General features: G+C 67.6%; 16 protein-coding genes. 4 read left to right on the top strand and 12 right to left on the bottom strand.

Annotated elements, in window-relative coordinates:
* Window positions 1-71: 71 nt before the first annotated feature.
* The 3 genes from ACFWBQ_RS36535 to thyX form a co-directional block, all read right to left on the bottom strand.
* Window positions 72-1,757 (bottom strand): ribonuclease J, encoded by a 1,686-nt coding sequence (locus ACFWBQ_RS36535; RefSeq protein ID WP_385507654.1) that lies wholly within the window; start codon window positions 1,755-1,757, stop codon window positions 72-74.
* A gap of 130 nt (window positions 1,758-1,887) precedes the next feature.
* On the bottom strand, window positions 1,888-2,787 hold the full coding sequence (gene dapA, locus ACFWBQ_RS36530) for a 4-hydroxy-tetrahydrodipicolinate synthase (protein WP_356429508.1): 900 nt from the start codon (window positions 2,785-2,787) through the stop codon (window positions 1,888-1,890).
* 152 nt (window positions 2,788-2,939) lie between these two features.
* On the bottom strand, window positions 2,940-3,677 hold the full coding sequence (thyX, locus tag ACFWBQ_RS36525) for an FAD-dependent thymidylate synthase (protein WP_385507648.1): 738 nt from the start codon (window positions 3,675-3,677) through the stop codon (window positions 2,940-2,942).
* Between the two features lie 176 nt (window positions 3,678-3,853).
* On the opposite strand from thyX, the gene ACFWBQ_RS36520 reads away from it, so the two are divergent.
* Both ACFWBQ_RS36520 and ACFWBQ_RS36515 read left to right on the top strand, forming a co-directional pair.
* Window positions 3,854-4,093: a hypothetical protein gene (locus tag ACFWBQ_RS36520; RefSeq protein ID WP_385507646.1), complete on the top strand. Its 240-nt coding sequence runs from the start codon at window positions 3,854-3,856 to the stop codon at window positions 4,091-4,093.
* Window positions 4,094-4,186: 93 nt separating this feature from the next.
* Window positions 4,187-4,738 (top strand): hypothetical protein, encoded by a 552-nt coding sequence (locus tag ACFWBQ_RS36515; protein ID WP_385507643.1) that lies wholly within the window; start codon window positions 4,187-4,189, stop codon window positions 4,736-4,738.
* A gap of 51 nt (window positions 4,739-4,789) precedes the next feature.
* On the opposite strand, the gene ACFWBQ_RS36510 is transcribed toward ACFWBQ_RS36515, so the two are convergent.
* From ACFWBQ_RS36510 to eccD, 6 genes are all read right to left on the bottom strand, one after another.
* Window positions 4,790-5,242 (bottom strand): hypothetical protein, encoded by a 453-nt coding sequence (locus ACFWBQ_RS36510; RefSeq protein WP_385507641.1) that lies wholly within the window; start codon window positions 5,240-5,242, stop codon window positions 4,790-4,792.
* Window positions 5,243-5,255: 13 nt separating this feature from the next.
* Entirely contained in the window at window positions 5,256-6,008 is a 753-nt protein-coding gene (gene dapB / locus ACFWBQ_RS36505) for a 4-hydroxy-tetrahydrodipicolinate reductase (RefSeq protein ID WP_385507639.1), read from the bottom strand.
* A 37-nt stretch (window positions 6,009-6,045) separates the two neighbouring features.
* Complete coding sequence (locus ACFWBQ_RS36500) at window positions 6,046-7,425, bottom strand: M16 family metallopeptidase (protein WP_385507636.1); 1,380 nt, start codon at window positions 7,423-7,425, stop codon at window positions 6,046-6,048.
* A complete protein-coding gene (locus tag ACFWBQ_RS36495) occupies window positions 7,422-9,635 on the bottom strand; it encodes a polyribonucleotide nucleotidyltransferase (protein WP_385507657.1) in 2,214 nt (737 codons plus the stop codon). The genes ACFWBQ_RS36500 and ACFWBQ_RS36495 overlap by 4 nt, the downstream gene beginning before the upstream one ends.
* 265 nt (window positions 9,636-9,900) lie before the next feature.
* Complete coding sequence (gene rpsO, locus ACFWBQ_RS36490) at window positions 9,901-10,191, bottom strand: 30S ribosomal protein S15 (protein WP_003965855.1); 291 nt, start codon at window positions 10,189-10,191, stop codon at window positions 9,901-9,903.
* A 177-nt stretch (window positions 10,192-10,368) separates the two neighbouring features.
* The gene (eccD, locus tag ACFWBQ_RS36485; RefSeq protein WP_385507632.1) at window positions 10,369-11,871 is read right to left on the bottom strand and encodes a type VII secretion integral membrane protein EccD; all 1,503 of its coding nucleotides are present in this window, start codon (window positions 11,869-11,871) and stop codon (window positions 10,369-10,371) included.
* 246 nt (window positions 11,872-12,117) lie between these two features.
* Between eccD and eccCa the strand changes: the two genes are divergently transcribed.
* Together eccCa and ACFWBQ_RS36475 are read left to right on the top strand one after the other, a co-directional pair.
* The gene (gene eccCa / locus ACFWBQ_RS36480; protein ID WP_385507630.1) at window positions 12,118-16,086 is read left to right on the top strand and encodes a type VII secretion protein EccCa; all 3,969 of its coding nucleotides are present in this window, start codon (window positions 12,118-12,120) and stop codon (window positions 16,084-16,086) included.
* 796 nt (window positions 16,087-16,882) lie between these two features.
* On the top strand, window positions 16,883-17,485 hold the full coding sequence (locus ACFWBQ_RS36475) for a hypothetical protein (protein ID WP_385507627.1): 603 nt from the start codon (window positions 16,883-16,885) through the stop codon (window positions 17,483-17,485).
* Between the two features lie 595 nt (window positions 17,486-18,080).
* Here ACFWBQ_RS36475 and ACFWBQ_RS36470 read toward each other — a convergent pair.
* From ACFWBQ_RS36470 to ACFWBQ_RS36460, 3 genes are all read right to left on the bottom strand, one after another.
* Window positions 18,081-19,331, bottom strand: coding sequence for a S8 family serine peptidase (locus ACFWBQ_RS36470; protein WP_385507624.1), 1,251 nt, complete (start codon window positions 19,329-19,331; stop codon window positions 18,081-18,083).
* 218 nt (window positions 19,332-19,549) lie between these two features.
* On the bottom strand, window positions 19,550-19,849 hold the full coding sequence (locus tag ACFWBQ_RS36465) for a WXG100 family type VII secretion target (RefSeq protein ID WP_385507621.1): 300 nt from the start codon (window positions 19,847-19,849) through the stop codon (window positions 19,550-19,552).
* Between the two features lie 63 nt (window positions 19,850-19,912).
* Window positions 19,913-20,266: a WXG100 family type VII secretion target gene (locus ACFWBQ_RS36460; protein ID WP_385507619.1), complete on the bottom strand. Its 354-nt coding sequence runs from the start codon at window positions 20,264-20,266 to the stop codon at window positions 19,913-19,915.
* Between the last annotated feature and the right edge of the window lie 5 nt (window positions 20,267-20,271).

The raw sequence follows: 20,271 nt of genomic DNA, 5'->3' as shown, positions 1-20,271 counted from the left end.
CTCACCCGTCCGGGGGGGGGCCCCCTCTTCCCACCCCCCCCCCCCCCCGCTCCTGGTTGGTGACCGTCGGGTCAGACCTCGACGACGACCGGAAGGATCATCGGGCGCCGGCGGTAGGTGTCGGAGACCCACTTACCCACCGTGCGGCGGACCAGCTGCTGGAGCTGGTGCGGCTCCATCACTCCGTCCTGGGCCGACTTGTTGATGGCTTCCTCGACCTTGGGCACCACGGCGGTGAACGCACCGTCGTCGATACCGGAGCCGCGGGCCTGGATGTGGGGGCCTCCCACGATCTTGCCCGAGGAGCTGTCGACCACGATGAAGACCGAGATGATCCCCTCGTCACCGAGGATGCGGCGGTCCTTGAGGGAGGTCTCCGTGACGTCACCGACCGAGAGGCCGTCGACGTACACATAGCCCGCCTGGACCTTGCCGACGATCTTGGCCTTGCCGTCGATGAGGTCGACGACGACGCCGTCCTCGGCGATGACGATGTGGTCCTTGGGTACGCCCGTCAGCGCGCCGAGCTCCGCATTGGCCCTGAGGTGGCGCCATTCGCCGTGGACCGGCATGAGGTTCTTCGGCTTGCAGATGTTGTAGAAGTACAGCAGCTCGCCGGCCGAGGCGTGGCCGGAGACGTGCACCTTGGCGTTGCCCTTGTGGATGACGTTGGCGCCCCAGCGGGTCAGGCCGTTGATCACGCGGTAGACCGCGTTCTCGTTGCCCGGGATCAGGGACGACGCGAGGATCACCGTGTCGCCCGGGACGATCCGGATCTGGTGATCGCGGTTGGCCATCCGGGACAGGGCGGCCATCGGCTCGCCCTGGGAGCCCGTGCAGACCAGCACGACCTCGTCGTCGGGCAGGTCGTCCAGCGTCTTGACGTCCACGACCAGGCCCGCGGGGACCTTCAGATAGCCAAGATCACGGGCGATGCCCATGTTGCGGACCATGGAACGTCCGACGAAGGCGACGCGGCGGCCGTATTCGTGGGCGGCGTCCAGGATCTGCTGGATGCGGTGGACGTGGCTGGCGAAGCTGGCCACGATGATGCGCTTCTGGGCGTTCGCGAAGACCGTGCGCAGGACGTTGGAGATGTCCCGCTCCGGCGGCACGAAGCCGGGGACCTCGGCGTTCGTCGAGTCGGAGAGAAGAAGGTCGATGCCCTCCTCGCTCAGCCGGGCGAAGGCGTGCAAGTCGGTGAGACGGCCGTCCAGCGGCAGCTGGTCCATCTTGAAGTCGCCGGTCACGACGGCCATGCCCGCAGGGGTGCGGATGGCGACCGCGAGGGCGTCCGGGATGGAGTGGTTGACCGCGATGAACTCGCAGTCGAAGACACCGATGCGCTCACGCTGTCCCTCGGTCACCTCAAGGGTGTAGGGACGGATCCGGTGCTCCTGGAGCTTGGCCTCGATGAGTGCGAGGGTCAGCTTGGAGCCGATGAGCGGGATGTCCGCCTTCAGCCGGAGCAGATACGGGACGGCACCGATGTGGTCCTCGTGGCCGTGCGTGAGGACGATGCCCTCGATGTCGTCCAGGCGGTCCCTGATGGTGGTGAAGTCCGGCAGGATCAGGTCGACGCCCGGCTGCTCCTCCTCGGGGAAGAGAACGCCGCAGTCGACGATGAGCAGGCGGCCACCGTATTCGAAGACCGTCATGTTGCGGCCGATTTCGCCCAGGCCACCGAGCGGGGTGACCCGCAGGGCGCCCTTCGGCAGCTTCGGCGGGGTACCGAGTTCGGGATGCGGATGACTCAAAAGACTCTCCTTACCACGCGCGCCACGTACCGCTGAGGGCACGTGGCGCGCATGTCAATTCGTGCACTTGCTGTTGTCAGGTGGTGTTTCTCTGCGAGTGACCTCGCGTATTCAGTTGTGAAGTCCGTGGTTACAGCTGTACCCCGCCGGCCGCCAGATCGATCTTGAGCTGGGCCGTCTCCTGTGCGGTGAGTTCCACCAGAGGGAGGCGCAGCGGGCCGGCGGGCAGGCCCTGCAGGGTCAGGGCGGCCTTGCTGGTGATCACACCCTGGGTGCGGAACATTCCGGTGAAGACCGGGAGCAGCTTCTGGTGTATCTCGGTGGCCTTCTGTACGTCACCGCCGAGGTAGGCCTCGATGAGCGCGCGCAGGTCGGGGGTGACGACGTGGCCGACGACGGAGACGATGCCGACGGCACCGACCGAGAGCAGCGGGAGGTTCAGCATGTCGTCGCCGGAGTACCAGGCAAGGCCGGACTCGGAAATGGCCCAGCTGGCGCGGCCCAGGTCTCCCTTGGCGTCCTTGTTGGCGACGATACGGGGGTGCTCGGCCAGCCGTACCAGCGTCTCCGTGTCGATCGGCACACCACTGCGGCCAGGAATGTCGTACAGCATCACCGGCAGGCCGGTGGAGTCCGCGATGGCGCTGAAGTGACGCAGGAGGCCTTCCTGCGGCGGCTTGTTGTAGTACGGCGTGACAGCGAGGAGGCCGTGGGCGCCGGAGCGCTCAGCGGTGCGGGCCAGCTCGATGCTGTGGCGGGTGTCGTTGGTGCCGATGCCTGCGACGACATGGGCCCGGTCTCCGACGGCTTCGAGTACAGCCCTGACGAGCTGGTCTTTCTCCGCGTCGCTGGTGGTCGGGGACTCGCCGGTGGTGCCGTTGACGACCAGGCCGTCATTGCCTGCGTCCACCAGATGGGCGGCGAGCCGCTGGGCGCCGTCGAGGTCGAGTGCGCCGTCCGCCGTGAAGGGCGTGACCATAGCGGTGAGGACCCGCCCGAAGGGGGTCTGCGGAGTGGAGATCGGAGCCATGGGTAACACGCTACTCGTTGCTCGGAGCGCCGTGGTCCCTCGGGGGGACGGGGAAGTGGAGCCCGGCACTGCCTGCTCGGGGGTTCAAGCAGTGCCGGGTCCGTTTCATCAGCCTAGATGAACTTCATGAAACGCCGCAATACGGACACCGCTTATGGGGCTACCCGTCCGTTTTTGTTGAAGGCGGCATGAGTGAGCGGCATCAGCTGCTGCCAGTGCTGTTCCATCTGTTCGCCGACCATTTCGATCTCGCGCTGCGGGAAGGACGGCACCTTCGCCAGTTCGTGCTGCGTACGCAGGCCGAGGAAGTGCATCAGCGAGCGGGCGTTGCACGTGGCGTACATCGTGGAGAACAGTCCGACCGGGAGCACCGCACGCGCGACCTCGCGGGCGACTCCGGCTGCGAGCATCTCCTGATAGGCGTCGTACGCCTGGCGGTAGGAGTCCTCCATGGCGCGGCTCGTGAGCTCGTGCTGTTCCGGGGTGCCCTCGACGAATTCGTACTTGCCGGGACGGCCCTGCTGGATGAGCTTGCGGGATTCCCCCGGGATGTAGAAGACCGGCTCGAGCTCCCTGTAGCGGCCCGATTCCTCGTTGTACGACCAGCCCACGCGGTGCCGCATGAACTCGCGGAACACGAAGATCGGAGCGCTGATGAAGAAGGTCATCGAGTTGTGCTCGAACGGGCTTCCGTGCCGGTCCCGCATCAGGTAGTTGATGAGTCCCTTGGAGCGCTCGGGGTCCTTGGTGACCTCTTCCAGGGACTGCTCACCGGCCGTGGACACACGGGCTGCGAACAGCACATCGGAGTCGCTGGCGGCAGATTTCACCAGGTCAACGGTGACATCGCTACGGAAGTGAGCCTTCGTGGGCTCGGGAGTGTCGGTCACCGGCGGGGGTCCTTCCAATGGCGTCGCTCGGGCGGCGTCCACTCTACGGGCCTACAGGGAGAGCATCCGTACGCAGGAATTCTTCGGCCGGTTCGGCGATTCGGGGCACCGATCGCGTCTCCCGTACGTCTGACTCTTCAGTAACACCCGTCACAGAGTTCAAGGAGAGTTTCCTCATGTTCCGCCGGCGTGAATCCGTCCCGTTCTCGTTCGTTGCCGAGGCCGACCGGTTCCGCAGTAATGTCACTCCGCCGCCCCCGGAGCGTGCCAGCGTCTCCCAGCTGGCCGGCCGTTCCCTCGTCGGTCTGACGGTGCTCGCGGGTCTCGCGGGATCGCTGCTCTTCGGCGTACCCGCCCTCAGCACCGACCAGACGCCCACGCACAGTCAGAAGTCCGAGGCGTCCCAGCATCGCTGAGCTGTACGGGCCCCCTGGGGTGGTAGGCCGGTGGGCTGCTCGGTAGCCTCACCGAGCACAGCAATCGAGCGTGCTTGTGAGTGAGGATCAGTCGTGCCCCTGCCCTTTCTGACGGCCGACCGCGCATTCGACGCGGGCGCAGAGGACATCGCGCTGCCGTTCGACGACCACGACAGCTGGCGGCGGCCCTACCGTCCCGGCCCGTGGCGGGTCGCAGCAGCGGCCACCGTGCTGTTGCTCGCATCCTTCGTACTGCTCGCGGCGATGATCATCTCCGTGGCCGGATCGCTCTCCGGCGCCACCGCGTGTTTCGTGCTCGCCGCCCTGTTGATCACCTGCGCGCTGCGGCTGCTGCGGGTCGGTGCCTGGGTCAGCCGGCACGGGGTGCGCCGGGTGGGCTTCTTCCGGACGACGACGGTGCCGTGGAACCGGGCCGCGGCGGTCCGCACGGTCCAGCAGCCGGTGAAGTGGCTCGGCTTCCCGCGGACCGTCCAGGGGCAGGCCCTCGTCGTGGTGCGCCGGGGCGGTGAGCCGCTGCCTCCGCTGGTCACCGACCACAACGCGGACTTCCTGGCCCGTGGCGAGGCGTTCGAGCGTGCCACCGACACGATCGAGGCCTGGGGCGACGAGTACCGCACGGACTGATCGGGGCACCACCGCCGGGGCGGACCCGCTGACAAGCCGGTACGGCGCCACTCAGGCGCGTACCGGCTTGTTCGCGTGCAGGGCGATGGCGCGCTGCATCGCTGTACGGGCCCGTGGGGTGTCCCTGGCGTCCTGGTAGGCGACAGCCAGCCGGAACCAGCAGCGCCAGTCGTCCGGGCTGTCCTCGGTCTCCTCGCGGCGCTGTGCGAACACGGCGTCGGCGGAGTCCCGGTCGATACGCCCGGACGGGGTGCGCAGCAGCTCGTCGACGGGGAGGCCGCCCTCCGCGTCCAGTTCCGCCGCGAGGGCGTTGGCCCTGCGGACGAACTGGGTGTTCTTCCAGAGGAACCAGATCCCGATCACCGGCAGGATCAGCACCGCCACGCCGAAGGTGACCGTGAGCAGCGTGCCGTGCCGGATGAGCAGGACGCCGCGGCTGCCGGCCAGGACGAAGTAGAAGACCAGGACGGCAGCGGTGACGGCGTACGTGAGCTTTGCGCGCATGGGGATCGGCCAGTCAGTTCAGGTCGAGGAAGTGTTCCAGGCCGAAGGTGAGGCCGGGAGTGGTCACCACGCGGCGGGTGCCGAGCAGGATGCCCGGCATGAAGCTGCTGTGGTGCAGCGAATCGTGGCGGAGGGTGAGGGTCTCGCCCTCGCCACCCAGCAGGACCTCCTGGTGGGCGAGGAGGCCGCGGAGCCGGACCGAGTGGACCGGGACTCCGTCGACGTCCGCGCCGCGGGCGCCGTCCAGTGCCGTGGCGGTGGCGTCCGGCTGCGGGGCGCAGCCGGCCGTCCGCCGGGCCTCGGCGATGAGCTGGGCGGTGCGGGCGGCGGTGCCGGAGGGGGCATCGGCCTTGTTGGGGTGGTGGAGCTCGATGACCTCGACCGATTCGAAGTAGCGGGCGGCCTGCGCCGCGAACTTCATGGTGAGGACCGCGCCGATGGAGAAGTTCGGCGCGATGAGCACACCGGTCTCCGGGGAGCCGGAGAGCCAGGTGTTCAGCTGCGCGAGCCGTTCGTCGGTCCATCCCGTGGTGCCGACGACCGCGTGGATGCCGTGCCGGACACAGAAGTCGAGATTGCCCATCACCGACGCGGGAGTGGTGAGCTCGACGACGGCCTGGGCGCCGGTTTCCGTGAGGGTCTCCAGCTTGTCGCCGCGGCCGAGTGCGGCCACCAGCTCCATGTCGCCGGCGGCCTCGACGGCTCGTACCGCCTCGGACCCGATGCGTCCCTGGGCACCGAGAACGGCCACGCGCAGCTTGCTCATTGCTCTGCTTCCTTGACTGAGAGGTGGAGAAACCGGGTCAGGAGACCGTTTCGTGGAGACGGTCCGCCTGTTTGTCCTTGAGCGGTCCGATGACCGACAGCGAGGGCCGGTGTCCCAGGACATCGGCCGCCACCGCGCGGACCTCGTCAGGGGTGACCGCCGCGATCTTCGCCAGCATGTCATCGACCGACATCTGCTCGCCCCAGCACAGCTCGCTCTTGCCGATGCGGTTCATCAGCGCACCGGTGTCCTCCAGGCCGAGGACGGTCGAGCCTGCGAGCTGGCCGACGGCGCGGCTGATCTCCTCGTCGCCGAGGCCGTCCGTCGCCGCACGGTCGAGCTCGTCGCGGCAGATCTTGAGGACGTCGTGCACCTGGCTCGGCCGGCAGCCCGCGTACACGCCGAAGAGACCGCAGTCGGCGAAGCCCGAGGTGTACGAGTACACGCTGTAGGCGAGACCGCGCTTCTCCCGTACCTCCTGGAAGAGGCGTGAGCTCATGCCGCCGCCGAGTGCGGTGTTCAGGACACCGAGCGCCCAACGGCGCTCGTCGGTCCTGGCCAGGCCGGGCATGCCGAGAACGACATGCGCCTGTTCGGTCTTGCGGTTCAGGAGCTCGACCTTGCCCGCGGTGCGCAGCGTGCGGGAGCCCTCGCGCGGCGCCTTGGGGACTGCGTCGGTGCGGGTCAGCGAGCCGGCGCGCTCGAAGGCCTTGCGGACCTGGCGTACGACCGTGGCGTGGTCGACGTTGCCCGCTGCGGCGACGACGAGGTGCGTGGGGTCGTAGTGCTTCTTGTAGAAGCGGGCGATCTGGCCGCGGTCCAGCGCGTTGACCGTGTCGACCGTGCCGAGGACCGGGCGGCCCAGGGGGGTGTCGCCGAGCATGGTGTGCGCGAACAGGTCGTGCACGCAGTCGCCCGGGTCGTCCTCCGTCATGGCGATCTCCTCGAGGATGACGCCGCGCTCGGCGTCGACGTCCTCGGGGGCGATCAGCGAGCCGGTCAGCATGTCGCACACGACATCGATGGCCAGCGGCAGGTCGGTGTCCAGGACCCGCGCGTAGTAGCAGGTGTACTCCTTCGCCGTGAAGGCGTTCATCTCGCCGCCGACCGCGTCGATCGCGGACGAGATGTCGAGGGCGCTGCGCTTGGCGGTGCCCTTGAAGAGGAGGTGTTCGAGGTAGTGCGTCGCGCCGTTCAGGGTGGGCGTCTCGTCGCGTGATCCGACGTTGGCCCAGATCCCGAAGGTGGCGGAGCGGACGGAGGGCAGTGTCTCGGTGACGATCCGGAGTCCGCCGGGGAGGACCGTGCGGCGGACCGTGCCGATGCCGTTGCTGCCCTTGAGAAGCGTTTGGGTACGGGCGACGGCCCGCGCCTCCGAGGAGGTGCGGGCCGTCGTCACGGAACTACGGGACGTCACTTGTCGGTGTCGTCCTTCTTCTCGTCCTCTTCGCCCTCGATGACGGGGATGAGGGAGAGCTTGCCGCGGGAGTCGATCTCCGCGATCTCGACCTGGACCTTGGCGCCGACGCCGAGCACGTCCTCGACGTTCTCCACGCGCTTGCCACCGGCGAGCTTGCGGATCTGCGAGATGTGCAGCAGGCCGTCCTTGCCGGGCATCAGGGAGACGAACGCACCGAAGGTGGTGGTCTTGACGACCGTACCCAGGTAACGCTCGCCGACCTCCGGCATGGTCGGGTTGGCGATCGCGTTGATCGTGGCGCGGGCGGCCTCGGCCTGCGAGCCCTGCTGGGCACCGATGTAGATGGTGCCGTCGTCCTCGATCGTGATGTCGGCGCCGGTGTCCTCCTGGATCTGGTTGATCATCTTGCCCTTGGGGCCGATGACCTCACCGATCTTGTCCACCGGGATCTTGACGGTGATGATCCGCGGGGCGTTCGGGGACATCTCGTCCGGGACGTCGATGGCCTCGTTCATGACGTCCAGGATGTGCAGACGCGCGTCACGGGCCTGCTTCAGCGCGGCGGCCAGGACCGAGGCGGGGATGCCGTCGAGCTTGGTGTCGAGCTGGAGCGCGGTCACGAACTGCTTCGTACCGGCGACCTTGAAGTCCATGTCACCGAAGGCGTCCTCCGCACCGAGGATGTCGGTGAGGGCGACGTAGTGGGTCTTGCCGTCGATCTCCTCGGAGATCAGGCCCATGGCGATACCGGCGACGGCGGCCTTGAGGGGCACACCGGCGTTCAGCAGGGACATGGTGGAGGCGCAGACCGAGCCCATGGACGTCGAGCCGTTGGAGCCCAGCGCCTCGGAGACCTGGCGGATCGCGTACGGGAAGTCCTCGCGCGAGGGCAGCACCGGCACGATGGCGCGCTCGGCGAGCGCGCCGTGGCCGATCTCGCGGCGCTTGGGCGAGCCCACGCGGCCGGTCTCGCCGACGGAGTACGGCGGGAAGTTGTAGTTGTGCATGTAGCGCTTGCGGGTCACCGGGGAAAGAGTGTCCAGCTGCTGCTCCATACGGAGCATGTTGAGGGTGGTGACGCCCAGGATCTGGGTCTCGCCACGCTCGAACAGCGCCGAGCCGTGCACGCGCGGGATGGCCTCGACCTCGGCGGCGAGCGTACGGATGTCCGTGACGCCACGGCCGTCGATGCGGACCTTGTCCTTGATGACGCGCTCGCGGACCAGCTTCTTGGTCAGCGCGCGGTAGGCACCGGAGATCTCCTTCTCGCGGCCCTCGAAGGCCGGGAGCAGCTTCTCGCCGGCGATCTCCTTGATGCGGTCCAGCTCCGCCTCGCGCTCCTGCTTGCCGGCGATGGTGAGCGCCTTGGCGAGCTCGGTGCGGACGGCCTTGGTGAGCGCCTCAAGGACGTCGTCCTGGTAGTCGAGGAAGACCGGGAACTCGCCGGTGGGCTTGGCAGCCTTGGCGGCGAGGTCCGACTGTGCCTTGCAGAGCGCCTTGATGAAGGGCTTCGCGGCTTCCAGACCGGCGGCGACGACCTCTTCGGTCGGGGCCTCCGCGCCGTCCTGGACGAGCTGGATGGTCTTCTCGGTGGCCTCGGCCTCGACCATCATGATCGCGACGTCGCCGTCCTCCAGGACGCGACCGGCGACGACCATGTCGAAGACGGCGTCCTCGAGCTCGGTGTGCGTCGGGAAGGCGACCCACTGGCCCTTGATCAGGGCGACGCGGGTGGCGCCGATGGGGCCGGAGAAGGGCAGGCCCGCCAGGATCGTGGAAGCGGAGGCGGCGTTGATCGCGACCACGTCGTACAGGTGGTCGGGGTTGAGCGCCATGATCGTCTCGACGATCTGGATCTCGTTGCGCAGGCCCTTCTTGAAGGAGGGGCGCAGCGGCCGGTCGATCAGACGGCAGGTGAGGATCGCGTCCTCGGAGGGGCGGCCCTCGCGACGGAAGAAGGATCCGGGGATCTTTCCGGCCGCGTACTGGCGCTCCTCGACGTCCACCGTGAGGGGGAAGAAGTCGAGCTGGTCCTTGGGCCGCTTGGAAGCGGTGGTGGCCGACAGCACCATGGTGTCGTCGTCCAGGTACGCGACGGCGGAGCCGGCGGCCTGCTTGGCCAGGCGACCCGTCTCGAAGCGGATGGTGCGGGTGCCGAAAGTACCGTTGTCGATCACGGCTTCGGCGTAGTGGGTCTCGTTCTCCACTAGTGATTTCTCCATACTCGTCGTCTTTCGTCCTGCCGCCCGTGTGGCGGAGGACGGTGCGGAGAAGCGCACCGTGTGCGGGCCGGTCTTCGATCGAAGCTCCCGGGCATGTGCCCCGGGGGCCACTACCGAGGACCGGCGGCGGCCGTCGGGCGCCTCTCCTCGTTCTGTTGTGGTGCGTCCAGGTTACTGAGCATGACCCCGGTCACGCACGTACAGCAAAGGGAGCGGCCCCCTGGGGGAACCGCTCCCTCCCACAGCGTCCTTACTTGGCGCCGCCGGCCGCACCGCGGCGGATGCCGAGGCGGTCGACGAGCGCACGGAAGCGCTGGATGTCCTTCTTGGCCAGGTACTGAAGGAGGCGGCGACGCTGGCCGACCAGGATCAGCAGACCACGACGGGAGTGGTGGTCGTGCTTGTGCGTCTTGAGGTGCTCCGTCAGGTCCGAGATCCGGCGGGAGAGCATGGCGACCTGGACCTCGGGGGATCCGGTGTCACCCTCCTTCTGGGCGAACTCGGACATGATCTGCTTCTTCGTAGCGGCGTCGAGCGGCACGCGTACTCCTCTTTGATGTTCGATGCGCCCACGAGTGCCCCTGGTCTTGATCTCAGGGGAGCTTCCGTGACTCGGGGGCGAAGGTCCGATGAGCGCAGCCCCCAGGATGATCCGGGGACGCGTACACAAACGGCCACTGGTCAGAGTACCAGTCGTTCCGGGGGCCTTCGACGGATGTCAGCTGGTGAGTGCGCGGATCGAGTGGTACACCTCGAAAACGGCGAGGCACAGCGGCATCAGCGTCAGGAGCACGCACGCCTCGGCGACCTCCAGGAAGCGCCCCCAGAACGGGGTGACCCCCTTGCGCGGCACGATCAGCCCTATGGCGGTGATCAGCGCGGCGACACCGGCGACCGCTGCGGTGAGCCAGATCGTACGGATGTCGAGTCCTGCGCTGTCCCCCATGAACGCCTCGCGGATCAACGCGGTCGGCGGGTTGAGCGACAGTCCGAGGCCGAGGAGCACGAGTGAGGCGAGGCCCGCCCCCAGGGCGCAGCCGACCTGGGCCGTGTAGCGGAACAGGTGGGCGCGCATCAGCATCGCGACGCCGGTGGCGAGTGCCAGCAGCTGGCCCCAGACGCTGTCCGAGAAGCCGAGCACCGCTGCGGCTCCCGCGGCCACCAGCGCGCATCCGCCGACCAGACCGACGAGCAGTTCGTGGCCGCGCCGAGCCTGGGCGGCGATGCGGTCGGCATCGACCGGGCCCTGCGGCGCCGGGTCGGACGTCCCGTAGTCACCGACGGTGGTGCGGGGCGGTTCGAAGCCGATCGGGAGGCGGGCGAAGCGGGTGGAGAGTCCGGGCAGGAAGGCGAGGAGCCCCACGGAGAGGGGTGCACACACGGCCGCGGTCTCGGCCGACTCCATGCCGGTCATGATCGCGACGAAGGTCACCAGCACGCCGATGGCCGAGGCGAACACGAAGGCGACGAACGTGCCGTCGCCCTCGGGGGCGGCGATCATGAGGATCACCGACGCCACCAGCACGGCGGCGCAGGCGAGCAGGAACTGGAGCCTGCCGACGCCCTGGCCCTCGCTGAGCGGCAGGAGCCCGGCACCGGCGACCGCGGCGTTGGTGAGCACGCCGATCCCCAGCGAGATGGACGAACCACGGTCCGCATAGACACGCGCGCGCACGCAGGCCAGCGCGAGAAGGAGCACGGCGGTGACGGCGGCCAGGATGCCCGGCAGGCCGTGCATGTCGTGCCGGACGTCGGAGGTCCACAGCACGAAGCCCAGCAGGGCCAGCAGGACCGACCCGCCGAAGAGCCCGGCCGAGCGCATCAGGCTGTCGCCCCAGAGGGTGCGGTCGCGGGCGACCGCAGTGGCGACGGCGTCGGAGACATCGTCGAAGACCGCGGGGGGCAGCGACTCCGAGAAGGGCCGCAGGGACAGCAGCTCGCCGTCGAGGATGCGCTGGCCGGCCAGCGTGCGCCCGCTGTCGAGGACGGTGCCGTCACGGCGCACCAGGTGATAGCCGACCGGGGCGCCCTGGGTGGGGCTCTGCCCCGACAGCCGGAGAATCTCCGGGTAGAGGTCGGCGACGGGGATGTCCTCGGGCAGCGCCACGTCGACGCGGCTGTCGGGCGCGACGACCGTGACCCGGCAGAAGCCGGTTCCGTTGCCGGCCGGAACTCCGGGACCCGGCCGAGCGGATCCGGTAGCCGCCGTTTGGGCCGTCATAGTCACGTGCTGCTCCCCCTCATGGTTCTCCTGGATCTCCTGACGAACGCACCCCTGGATCATGGGCTCTGCCTACGTCCCGAATGACCCATTTTTTTGCGGTAGTTAGCGGATGCGTACACGCGTCGCGACACCCTACCGCCCTCGGGTCATCGGGTACGCCAGTAGGATCCTCCCGCGGACGGAACCCGTCGCCACGGGGGCGCCGATAGGAACAGTTCCGTCCGGCAAGGGAATTGGTGAGCTGTGAGCCAGATTGTCGTCAAGCGCCCACCGCGGGCCCTCCCCTCCGAAGTACCGGGCGAGCAGGTGCATTTGCAACCTCCGCCCGAGTTGCCTCGCGGGCAGCAGGAGGGGGTGATGATGCAGCTGCTGCCGATGCTCGGCATGGGTGGTTCCGTCGTCTTCTTCTTCATGACACCGAACCCGATCATGCGGATCATGGGCATGGTCATGATCGCGTCGACGATCGCGATGGCCATTTCGATGATCATCCGCTTCCGGCGCGGGACCCAGGGCCAGCTCGCGGACATGCGGCGCGACTATCTGAAGTATCTGACGCAGACCAGACGCGTCGTACTGAAGACCGCCCGGGAGCAGCGCGACGCGCAGTTCTATCTCCACCCGTCGCCGGAGCAGTTGTGGGCGCTCGTCGCTGAGGGCAGCCGGGTGTGGGAGCGCCGTATCGGGGACGCGGACTTCGCGCACGTACGCATCGGCCTGGGCAGCCAGGAACTTGCCACACCGCTCATCGCACCCGATACCGCGCCGGTCGATGAGCTGGAGCCGCTGACCGCCGGGGCGATGCAGCAGTTCCTGACGACCCACAGCACGCTGGACGGCCTGCCGATGGCAGTCTCGCTCCGTGCCTTCTACCACCTGACGATCAGCGGCGAGGCGGAATCCGCGCGTGCCACGGCCCGTGCGATGGTCGGGTCGCTCGCCTCGCTGCACTCCCCCGAGGACCTGATCATCGCCGTCGCGATCGGCCGCGACGCCGCTCCGCGCTGGGAATGGGCGAAGTGGCTCCCGCACGTGCAGGCACAGGGCGCCATCGACGGCGCCGGCAGCCGCCGCCTGCTCGCCACGAGTGTCGCGGAGCTGGAGGAGATGCTCGCGGGCCGTCTCGACGGCCGGCCCCGTTTCCAACCGGGTGGTCAGCCGCTCCTCGACCAGCCGCACGTCGTCGTCGTGCTCGACGGCGAGTCCGTACCGGCGACGTCCACGCTCGCATCGGCCGAGGGCCTTCAGGGCGTGACAGTCGTCGAGATCGTCACGGGCCAGGTCAACGGAGCGCGCGGCGGCCTCTCCATCGTGGTGGACCCCCACTCACTGCAGCTGGAGTCGGGCAACGGCCTGGTGTACGACGGTCTTCCCGACCTGCTGAGTTACGAGGCCGCGGAGGCACTGGCACGGCAACTGGCCCCGCTCCACGTGGCCTCGGGCGGGGACGACGACGAACCGCTGCTCGCCAACCTGGAGTTCACCGATCTGCTGAATCTCGGTGACGCGGCATCGGTCGACGTGAGCCGGACCTGGCGGGCCCGCTCGCAGGCGGAGCGGCTCCGGGTCCCGATCGGCGTGGGCGAGGACGGTGCCCCGGTGATGCTGGACCTCAAGGAGGCGGCACAGGAGGGCATGGGGCCGCACGGCCTGTGTGTCGGCGCCACCGGTTCCGGCAAGTCCGAGCTGCTCCGTACGCTCGTGCTCGGCCTTGCCGTCACCCATACCTCGGAGACGCTGAACTTCGTCCTCGCGGACTTCAAGGGTGGTGCCACCTTCGCCGGTATGGCACAGATGCCCCACGTCGCAGCGGTGATCACCAACCTCGCGGACGACCTGACGCTGGTGGACCGCATGGGCGACTCCATCAGCGGTGAACTCAACCGCCGCCAGGAGATGCTGCGCGACGCGGGCAACTACGCCAACATCCACGACTACGAGAAGGCGCGGGCCGCGGGTGCCCCGCTGCAGCCCATTCCCTCCCTCGTCCTGGTCATCGACGAGTTCAGCGAACTGCTGACCGCCAAGCCCGACTTCATCGAGATGTTCGTGCAGATCGGACGCATCGGACGTTCGCTGGGTGTCCATCTTCTGCTGGCCTCGCAACGCCTCGAAGAGGGGCGGCTGCGCGGCCTGGAGACCTATCTGTCCTACCGGATCGGTCTGCGGACGTTCTCCGCGGGCGAGTCCCGGGCAGCGCTCGGCGTGCCTGACGCCTACCTCCTGCCCAATGTCCCTGGCTCGGGCTATCTGAAGTACGGCACGGACGAGATGGTGCGCTTCAAGGCGGCGTACGTCTCCGGGGTGTACCGCTCGGGCGCCCAGCCCGCCGCATCCTCCGGTCCACTGCCCGTGGACCGCAGGCCCGTGGTGTTCACCGCTGCTCCGGTGCCGGTGCGCTACGTACAGCCGACGGCGCAAACCGGCGTACCCGAGGCGCGCAAGTCCGAGGACGACGCGCTGGCCGACACGGTGCTCGATGTGATCGTGCGCCGGCTGGAGGGCCGGGGGGCTTCCGCCCACCAGGTGTGGCTGCCGCCGCTGGACAATCCGCCGTCGTTGGACGAGCTCCTGCCGGGACTCTCCGCGGTCGAGGGCCGTGGGCTGACCCAGCCCGGGTTCGAGGGCTCGGGGCGCCTCGTCGTCCCGCTGGGCGTGGTCGACAAGCCGTACGAGCAGCGCCGTGACACGCTCTACCGGGACTTCTCCGGCGCGGCGGGCCACATGCAGATCACCGGCGGCCCGCAGTCGGGCAAGTCCACGCTGCTGCGCACGCTCATCGCGGGCTTCGCCCTCACCCACACGCCCCAGGAGGTCCAGTTCTACGGTCTCGACTTCGGTGGCGGCGGCCTGGCCTCGGTCTCCGGGCTGCCCCATGTCGGAGGAATCGCCTCCCGGCTCGACCCTGAACGCGTGCGTCGTACGGTCTCCGAGGTGTACGGGATCATGGCGCGCCGTGAGGAGTACTTCCGCAGCGCGGGCATCGACTCCATCGCCACCTTCCGCAGGCTGCGGGCGCGCGGCGAGATCTCGGCGACGGACCAGCCGTGGGGTGACGTCTTCCTGCTCATCGACGGCTGGGGCAACTTCCGGACGGACTACGAGGGTCTGGAAGCGGCGGCCGTGGACATCGCGCAACGCGGCCTCGGCTACGGCATCCACCTGATCGTCACGGCGTCGCGTTCCATGGAGGTCCGGGCCAACCTGAAGGACCATCTGATGAACCGGCTCGAACTGCGGCTCGGTGACGTCATGGACTCCGAACTGGACCGCAAGGCCGCGGTCAACGTGCCCGCCGGCGTACCCGGCCGCGGTCTCACGCCGGAGAAGCTGCACTTCATGGCCGCGGTCCCCCGGATCGACGGCATCAACTCCGACAGCGACCTCTCCGAGGCGACGGCGGCCATGAACCAGGAGGTCGCCCGGCACTGGACCGCGGCCCCCGCCCCGGCGGTCCGGCTGCTGCCCCGCGAACTCCCGGTCCACGAGCTGCCCGCGGGCTACGCGCACCCGGAGCGGGGCATCGCGTTCGGTATCGACGAGAACAACCTGGAACCGGTCTTCATCGACTTCGAGCGGGACCCGTTCTTCCTGGTGTTCGGCGAGAGCGAGTCCGGCAAGTCCAATCTGCTGCGTCTGCTCATCAAGCAGCTGACCGAGAGGTACGAAGGGAGCGCCGCCAAGTTCTTCGTCATCGACAACCGGCGAGCGCTCCTGGACGTCACCCCGGCGACGCACCTGGCGGAGTACGTGCCCATGTCCAACAACATGGAGCAGCACACGGACGCGCTGTACGACCTGATGCAGCGCCGTACGCCCTCGCCCGACGTCACTGCCCAGGAGCTGCGTGACCGCAGCTGGTGGAGCGGGCCGACGGTGTACGTGGTCGTCGACGACTACGACCTGGTCTCGACGTCCAGCGGGAACCCGCTGGCCAAGCTCACGGAGATGCTGCCGTTCGCCCGCGACGTCGGCGTGCGGTTCATCATCGCCCGCAGTACGGCGGGGGCGGGCCGTGCGCTGTACGAGCCCTTCATGCAGCGCATCCTCGAGCTGGGGGCGCAGGGCCTGATGCTGTCGGGCGACCCCATCGAGGGGGACGTCCTCGGCAACGTACGACCGCGCCCGATGCCTCCGGGGCGCGGGGTCTTCGTCACCCGGCGCCGCGGGAATCCGCTGGTGCAGTCCGGGCTCATGGACGGGGAACGGTAGGGCGTATCGCCAGTGCCGTGGCGGGCGGTGACAGCGGGAGACATGCCGCTGCCACCGCCCGCCTCGGTGTGTGGGCCGTCCGACTTCGGGGCGCAGGAGATTCCGGCGTTCCGGTACCACCTGAGGGGGTTCCGCTCATGTCATGGGCCGATGGGAGCAGCTCAAAGCCGATGCAGCCGGCAACGGCGGCACATAGATGCGGCTCAACAAAGCCGAACCCGGGGGAAGTGGGGGCAAGGAGGGCGACCTCGCCGTCAACCAGACCGACCTGTCGGGCGTCCGTGACGAAGCCTCCAAGCTGAGCACTCGCTTGTGGGAAGAGGCCCGCGTCGCAGTTCCCACCAGCGAGACGGCGGCAGGCACCCTGAATACTCAGGGCTTCGAACTCGGAGGCGCCCCTCCAGCACATGGCGGACCGGTTCGACAAGTTCGGCACCGCCACCGGCACTTGGGGAGTCGTGTCGAAAAGCAAGGCGGCAGTGTCCGTCCCCTGCCTCCCCGACGAGAGGCAAAGGCTTACCACCATTGTTCTGTTGTGGTACGACGGAGCCCGACAGCAGCAATAACCGTTACCACCAAGAACTGATCGACCTGGCCACCAGTACGGCGGAATCCGCCCACAAAGACGCTGGATTCACCCTTCCCTTCAGAGTTTGACCAAACGCAAGCCCCAAAGGTGATTCGGATGAACTGGATGCATCCATCGTGAGCAGCCCCAAGTAACGTGAGGGGCAGGGGCATGGCCGCTATACAGGTGCACGGCCCACGGTTTTAGGCATATGGAAAGAGACAGGCGTTGAATACACTGAACGTGATCCTCATAGTGCTGGCTGCCGGACTCGTTGCCATGGGCTGCGTCAAGGCGGACCGGGTCCGTGGGTGGCGCCAGTCGTTCAATCCTTCGGCACCGGAACTTCCCGATTCCGCCTTCGTCGCCGCTCGTGTCGTCCTCTTCGGGATGGCAGGTGTCAGCATCTTTTCGGTGTTCCAGTTCATGGCCGTGGTCGCCGATGCGGAGTGGAGCGATGACGAACTGACCAGTGCTGTCGGCCAGGCCACGGCAGAGCTGGACGGCACTTCGCGTTTTGGCGACATCTTCGGTGACGACAGCGGATTCGAAGAGGAATTCGCGACGATGATCGAGGAAGAGGTCGTCGAGAACGGTGGCGGTGGCGCCCCGCAGAGCGGCGTGGACGCCGGCTCCACAGCCTCGAACAAACCCTCCGACGCCGACTACACGGTCATGGCCTCCGGCGCCGACGCAGCCTTCTGCGTACACGTCGTACGCACGCGGTCGAAGGACGGGGACTATGAGCCCCCTGGGATAGCAGGCAACCCCGGCACGGTGACAGTCCCGAATTACGACTTCGCGGTGACGAGCCGCAAGGGCGCGTGCTGAGTACAACGCCATGACGCACACCCGCACCAGGGCCCAATACCTCCTCCGCCGCGACCAGATCCTGCGCGATGCCGGCTCCTGAACTCCGCGGATGGCTCGGTGGCTGCACCTCTTGGATCCGCGCCGCCGACGACTGATCCCTCAGTATTGATCGCTAGGCCGGAGAACCCGCCGCCTTGCCCGCCGGCAGGTCCGCCGCCCCCATCCATGAGCGGGAACCGGGACCATCCTCTGTCGATCGTCAGCGTCGCCCGGTGGTGGCCCCTGCTGAATCGCCGGTGATATGGGGCGGAGATGTGTGGCCGACTCAGTGTGGGTTGGGTTGGTCCAGAGAGACGATGCCGCCGTAGCCGGTTGGCCGATGTCCGGCAGGCCGGTGCGTCGTCGTACCAGGGGCTGGGCGTCAGGCCGGCGGCCGCAGATCGTACTGGAGCGCGCCGAGCGAGTCTGGTGCCCGGAGTGGGCTCTCTCAGCTGCCTGGCACCGCAGGTAACAACCCGCGGCCGACGGCGACGTCGGGTGCGGATGTGGCCTCACCACGGGCGGGGCAAGCGAGCATTGGATCGCGAGCAGGTGAACCGCTGCTGACAGCTACTCAGGTGGTGCGGCGCTTGCGGGCGAGCGCGAAAGCGCCGCCTCCCAGCACGAGTGCGACTGCCACTCCGCCGAGGATCAGGCCCAGTTGACTGTCGTCGTCCTTCTCGGGGCTCGAGCCTGCAGTGGCCGCGTCTTCAGCCTTCTCGTTCTTCTCAGACTGTGACGGAGCCGATGTGGCGGGCGAGGCTGTGGAGCCGGACGTCTTCTCCTTGGTGAGAGGGCTGATGTCCGGGGCGCCGGGGGTTCCCTTGTCCTTCAGAATGTTCATCGAGGGGCGGATCAGGCCGTGACCGAGGTACTTGCTGAGAGTGCCCTTGTCCCAGTCCCGGCCCGCGGTGTCAAAAAGTACGTTGAGGACCTGGTTCGCCGTCCAGTCCGGGTGGGCGGACCACACCAGGGCTGCGGAGGCGGAAGCGATGGCAGTTGCTGCACTCGTTCCGTCACCTCCGTCGCAGTATTTCCGGAAGGTCTCGTCACACCAGTACGGGATGTCATTACCGGGAGCTGCAATATCCACAGTGCTCCCGTTCTGGGAGTACTCGGCTACCTTTCCTTCACGGTCAGCCGAAGAGACACCTACGACCTCGGGGTATGCAGCGGGATAGCTCTCCGGGTTGCCTTTCTTGGCCTCATTGCCGACAGCAGCGAAGAACAGTTTTCCCTTGCTTTGGGCGTATTTTACTGCTTCTTCTTCTCGATCCCATGCAAAGTCGTTACCGAAGGACATGCTAATGATCTTGGCATCACTGTCAGCGGCAGCCCGAATCGCATCCGTTGTATCAGACGCATTCGGGGGCTTCTCGGTCTGCCACTCAGCGTCAGCGACTCTCATCGGGATGATCTTCGCCCCTGGAGCAAGACCTTTTAGGCCCCCACCCCGACCCGTGCCGGCGATCAACTCCGCCATGGTGGTGCCATGTCCGTTGTAGTCGTCGGTCTCATCCCCTTCCACACCCGTAGCGTCAAGCCCTTTCAGGACCTGACCCTCAAGGGTCGGCGTCGATGAATTGACCCCTGTGTCGATGACAGCAACCTTGATGCCTTCGCCCGTGGCTGTCTTCCACATCTCCTCGGCCTGCATCGCGCTGAGGTACCACTGCTTCGATTGCACATCCGCCGCAATGGCGGAGGGAGCAGTCCCCGCGAATCCCACACTCCAGGCAGCGGCCACGGCCATCGTGCCGAGCAGACGCCCTCTCAATCCGAGAGGCACACGGCGCTTACGGGTCTGGCTCATTCCTGCTGTCATCCTGACTTCCGAACCTTCCCTGTACCGACTCGATCTCCGTGGAGCGCAGCGACACGCTGCCCAGCCTCCCAGGTCGCCCCAGCGGTAGGGCGGCCTGGGGGAACCGCCCTTTTCGGCTCGCTTCGGACGCCGGGACATCCATGACGGCCTCACAAAACAGGTCAGGGTGGGCACCTCCCGTGCGTGCCCACCCTGACCTGTTTGGCGCCTGTCGAGTTCTACTCGAAGTTGGCCCTCGCCCGCTTGTCGCCGGCCTGGTAGGCAGTACCGGCGTCGCGCACCTTGCGGGAGATCTCGGCCAGGGCCGTCTGAATCCCCGTGGCGTCGCGGTCCCAGCCGGCCTGCGCTGTGTCGTACGCCGACTTGGCCTCGCCCACCCAGAGCTCGGACACGCTGGCGACCATCCGCTTGATCGACGCGAGGTCCTCCTGAAGCTGCCTGCCCTGCCGGTCGATGTCCCCTGCGGCCAGGTCCAGGCTCGCGTAAGTGACAACCATCGTGCCGTCGTTGGTCGGCATTCGGTCCTCCAATTCAGTTTAGTTCGATGTGATAGTCCGTACGTGGTACGGGTGCAGCAAGGTTCAGAACTTGTTCATGGCCGAGGTCCGGGCCTCGGTGCCCTCGGAGTGACCGGCGACGACGTCCACGCCCTGGAGGGCCTGCTTGATCTCGTCTTCGGTGTTGCCCGAGATGGTCCGGGCCGCCTTGATTGCTTCCTGGAAGTTGACCAACCGGGTAGCGATGTTGCCCATCTTGAGGTTGATGTCAGCCTGCTTGGCGTTGAAGGCGGTGGCGCCGATGCCCTTCCAGGCGCCTTCCAGGCTGTCGATCGTCGCCTGAAGCGTCTTCAGCTGGCCCCTCACGGACTCAAATCGCTTGGAGAGCTCGCCCTCCAGCTTGAGGAGACTGTCATCTGAAAGCTTCTGATCTGCCATGGTTC

Source organism: Streptomyces sp. NPDC060035, from assembly GCF_042736635.1.
Classification (GTDB): domain Bacteria; phylum Actinomycetota; class Actinomycetes; order Streptomycetales; family Streptomycetaceae; genus Streptomyces.
Note: the sequence above shows the minus strand (reverse complement) of the source record. Positions and strands in the feature narration are given on the sequence as shown.

Coding starts and splice junctions, on each gene's coding strand:
- ACFWBQ_RS36520 (WP_385507646.1), top strand. CDS start 3,854: ATGTTCCGCCGGCGTGAATCCGTCCCGTTCTCGTTCGTTGCCGAGGCC.
- ACFWBQ_RS36465 (WP_385507621.1), bottom strand. CDS start 19,849: ATGCCGACCAACGACGGCACGATGGTTGTCACTTACGCGAGCCTGGAC.
- ACFWBQ_RS36470 (WP_385507624.1), bottom strand. CDS start 19,331: ATGACAGCAGGAATGAGCCAGACCCGTAAGCGCCGTGTGCCTCTCGGA.
- ACFWBQ_RS36510 (WP_385507641.1), bottom strand. CDS start 5,242: ATGCGCGCAAAGCTCACGTACGCCGTCACCGCTGCCGTCCTGGTCTTC.
- dapA (WP_356429508.1), bottom strand. CDS start 2,787: ATGGCTCCGATCTCCACTCCGCAGACCCCCTTCGGGCGGGTCCTCACC.
- ACFWBQ_RS36460 (WP_385507619.1), bottom strand. CDS start 20,266: ATGGCAGATCAGAAGCTTTCAGATGACAGTCTCCTCAAGCTGGAGGGC.
- eccD (WP_385507632.1), bottom strand. CDS start 11,871: ATGACGGCCCAAACGGCGGCTACCGGATCCGCTCGGCCGGGTCCCGGA.
- dapB (WP_385507639.1), bottom strand. CDS start 6,008: ATGAGCAAGCTGCGCGTGGCCGTTCTCGGTGCCCAGGGACGCATCGGG.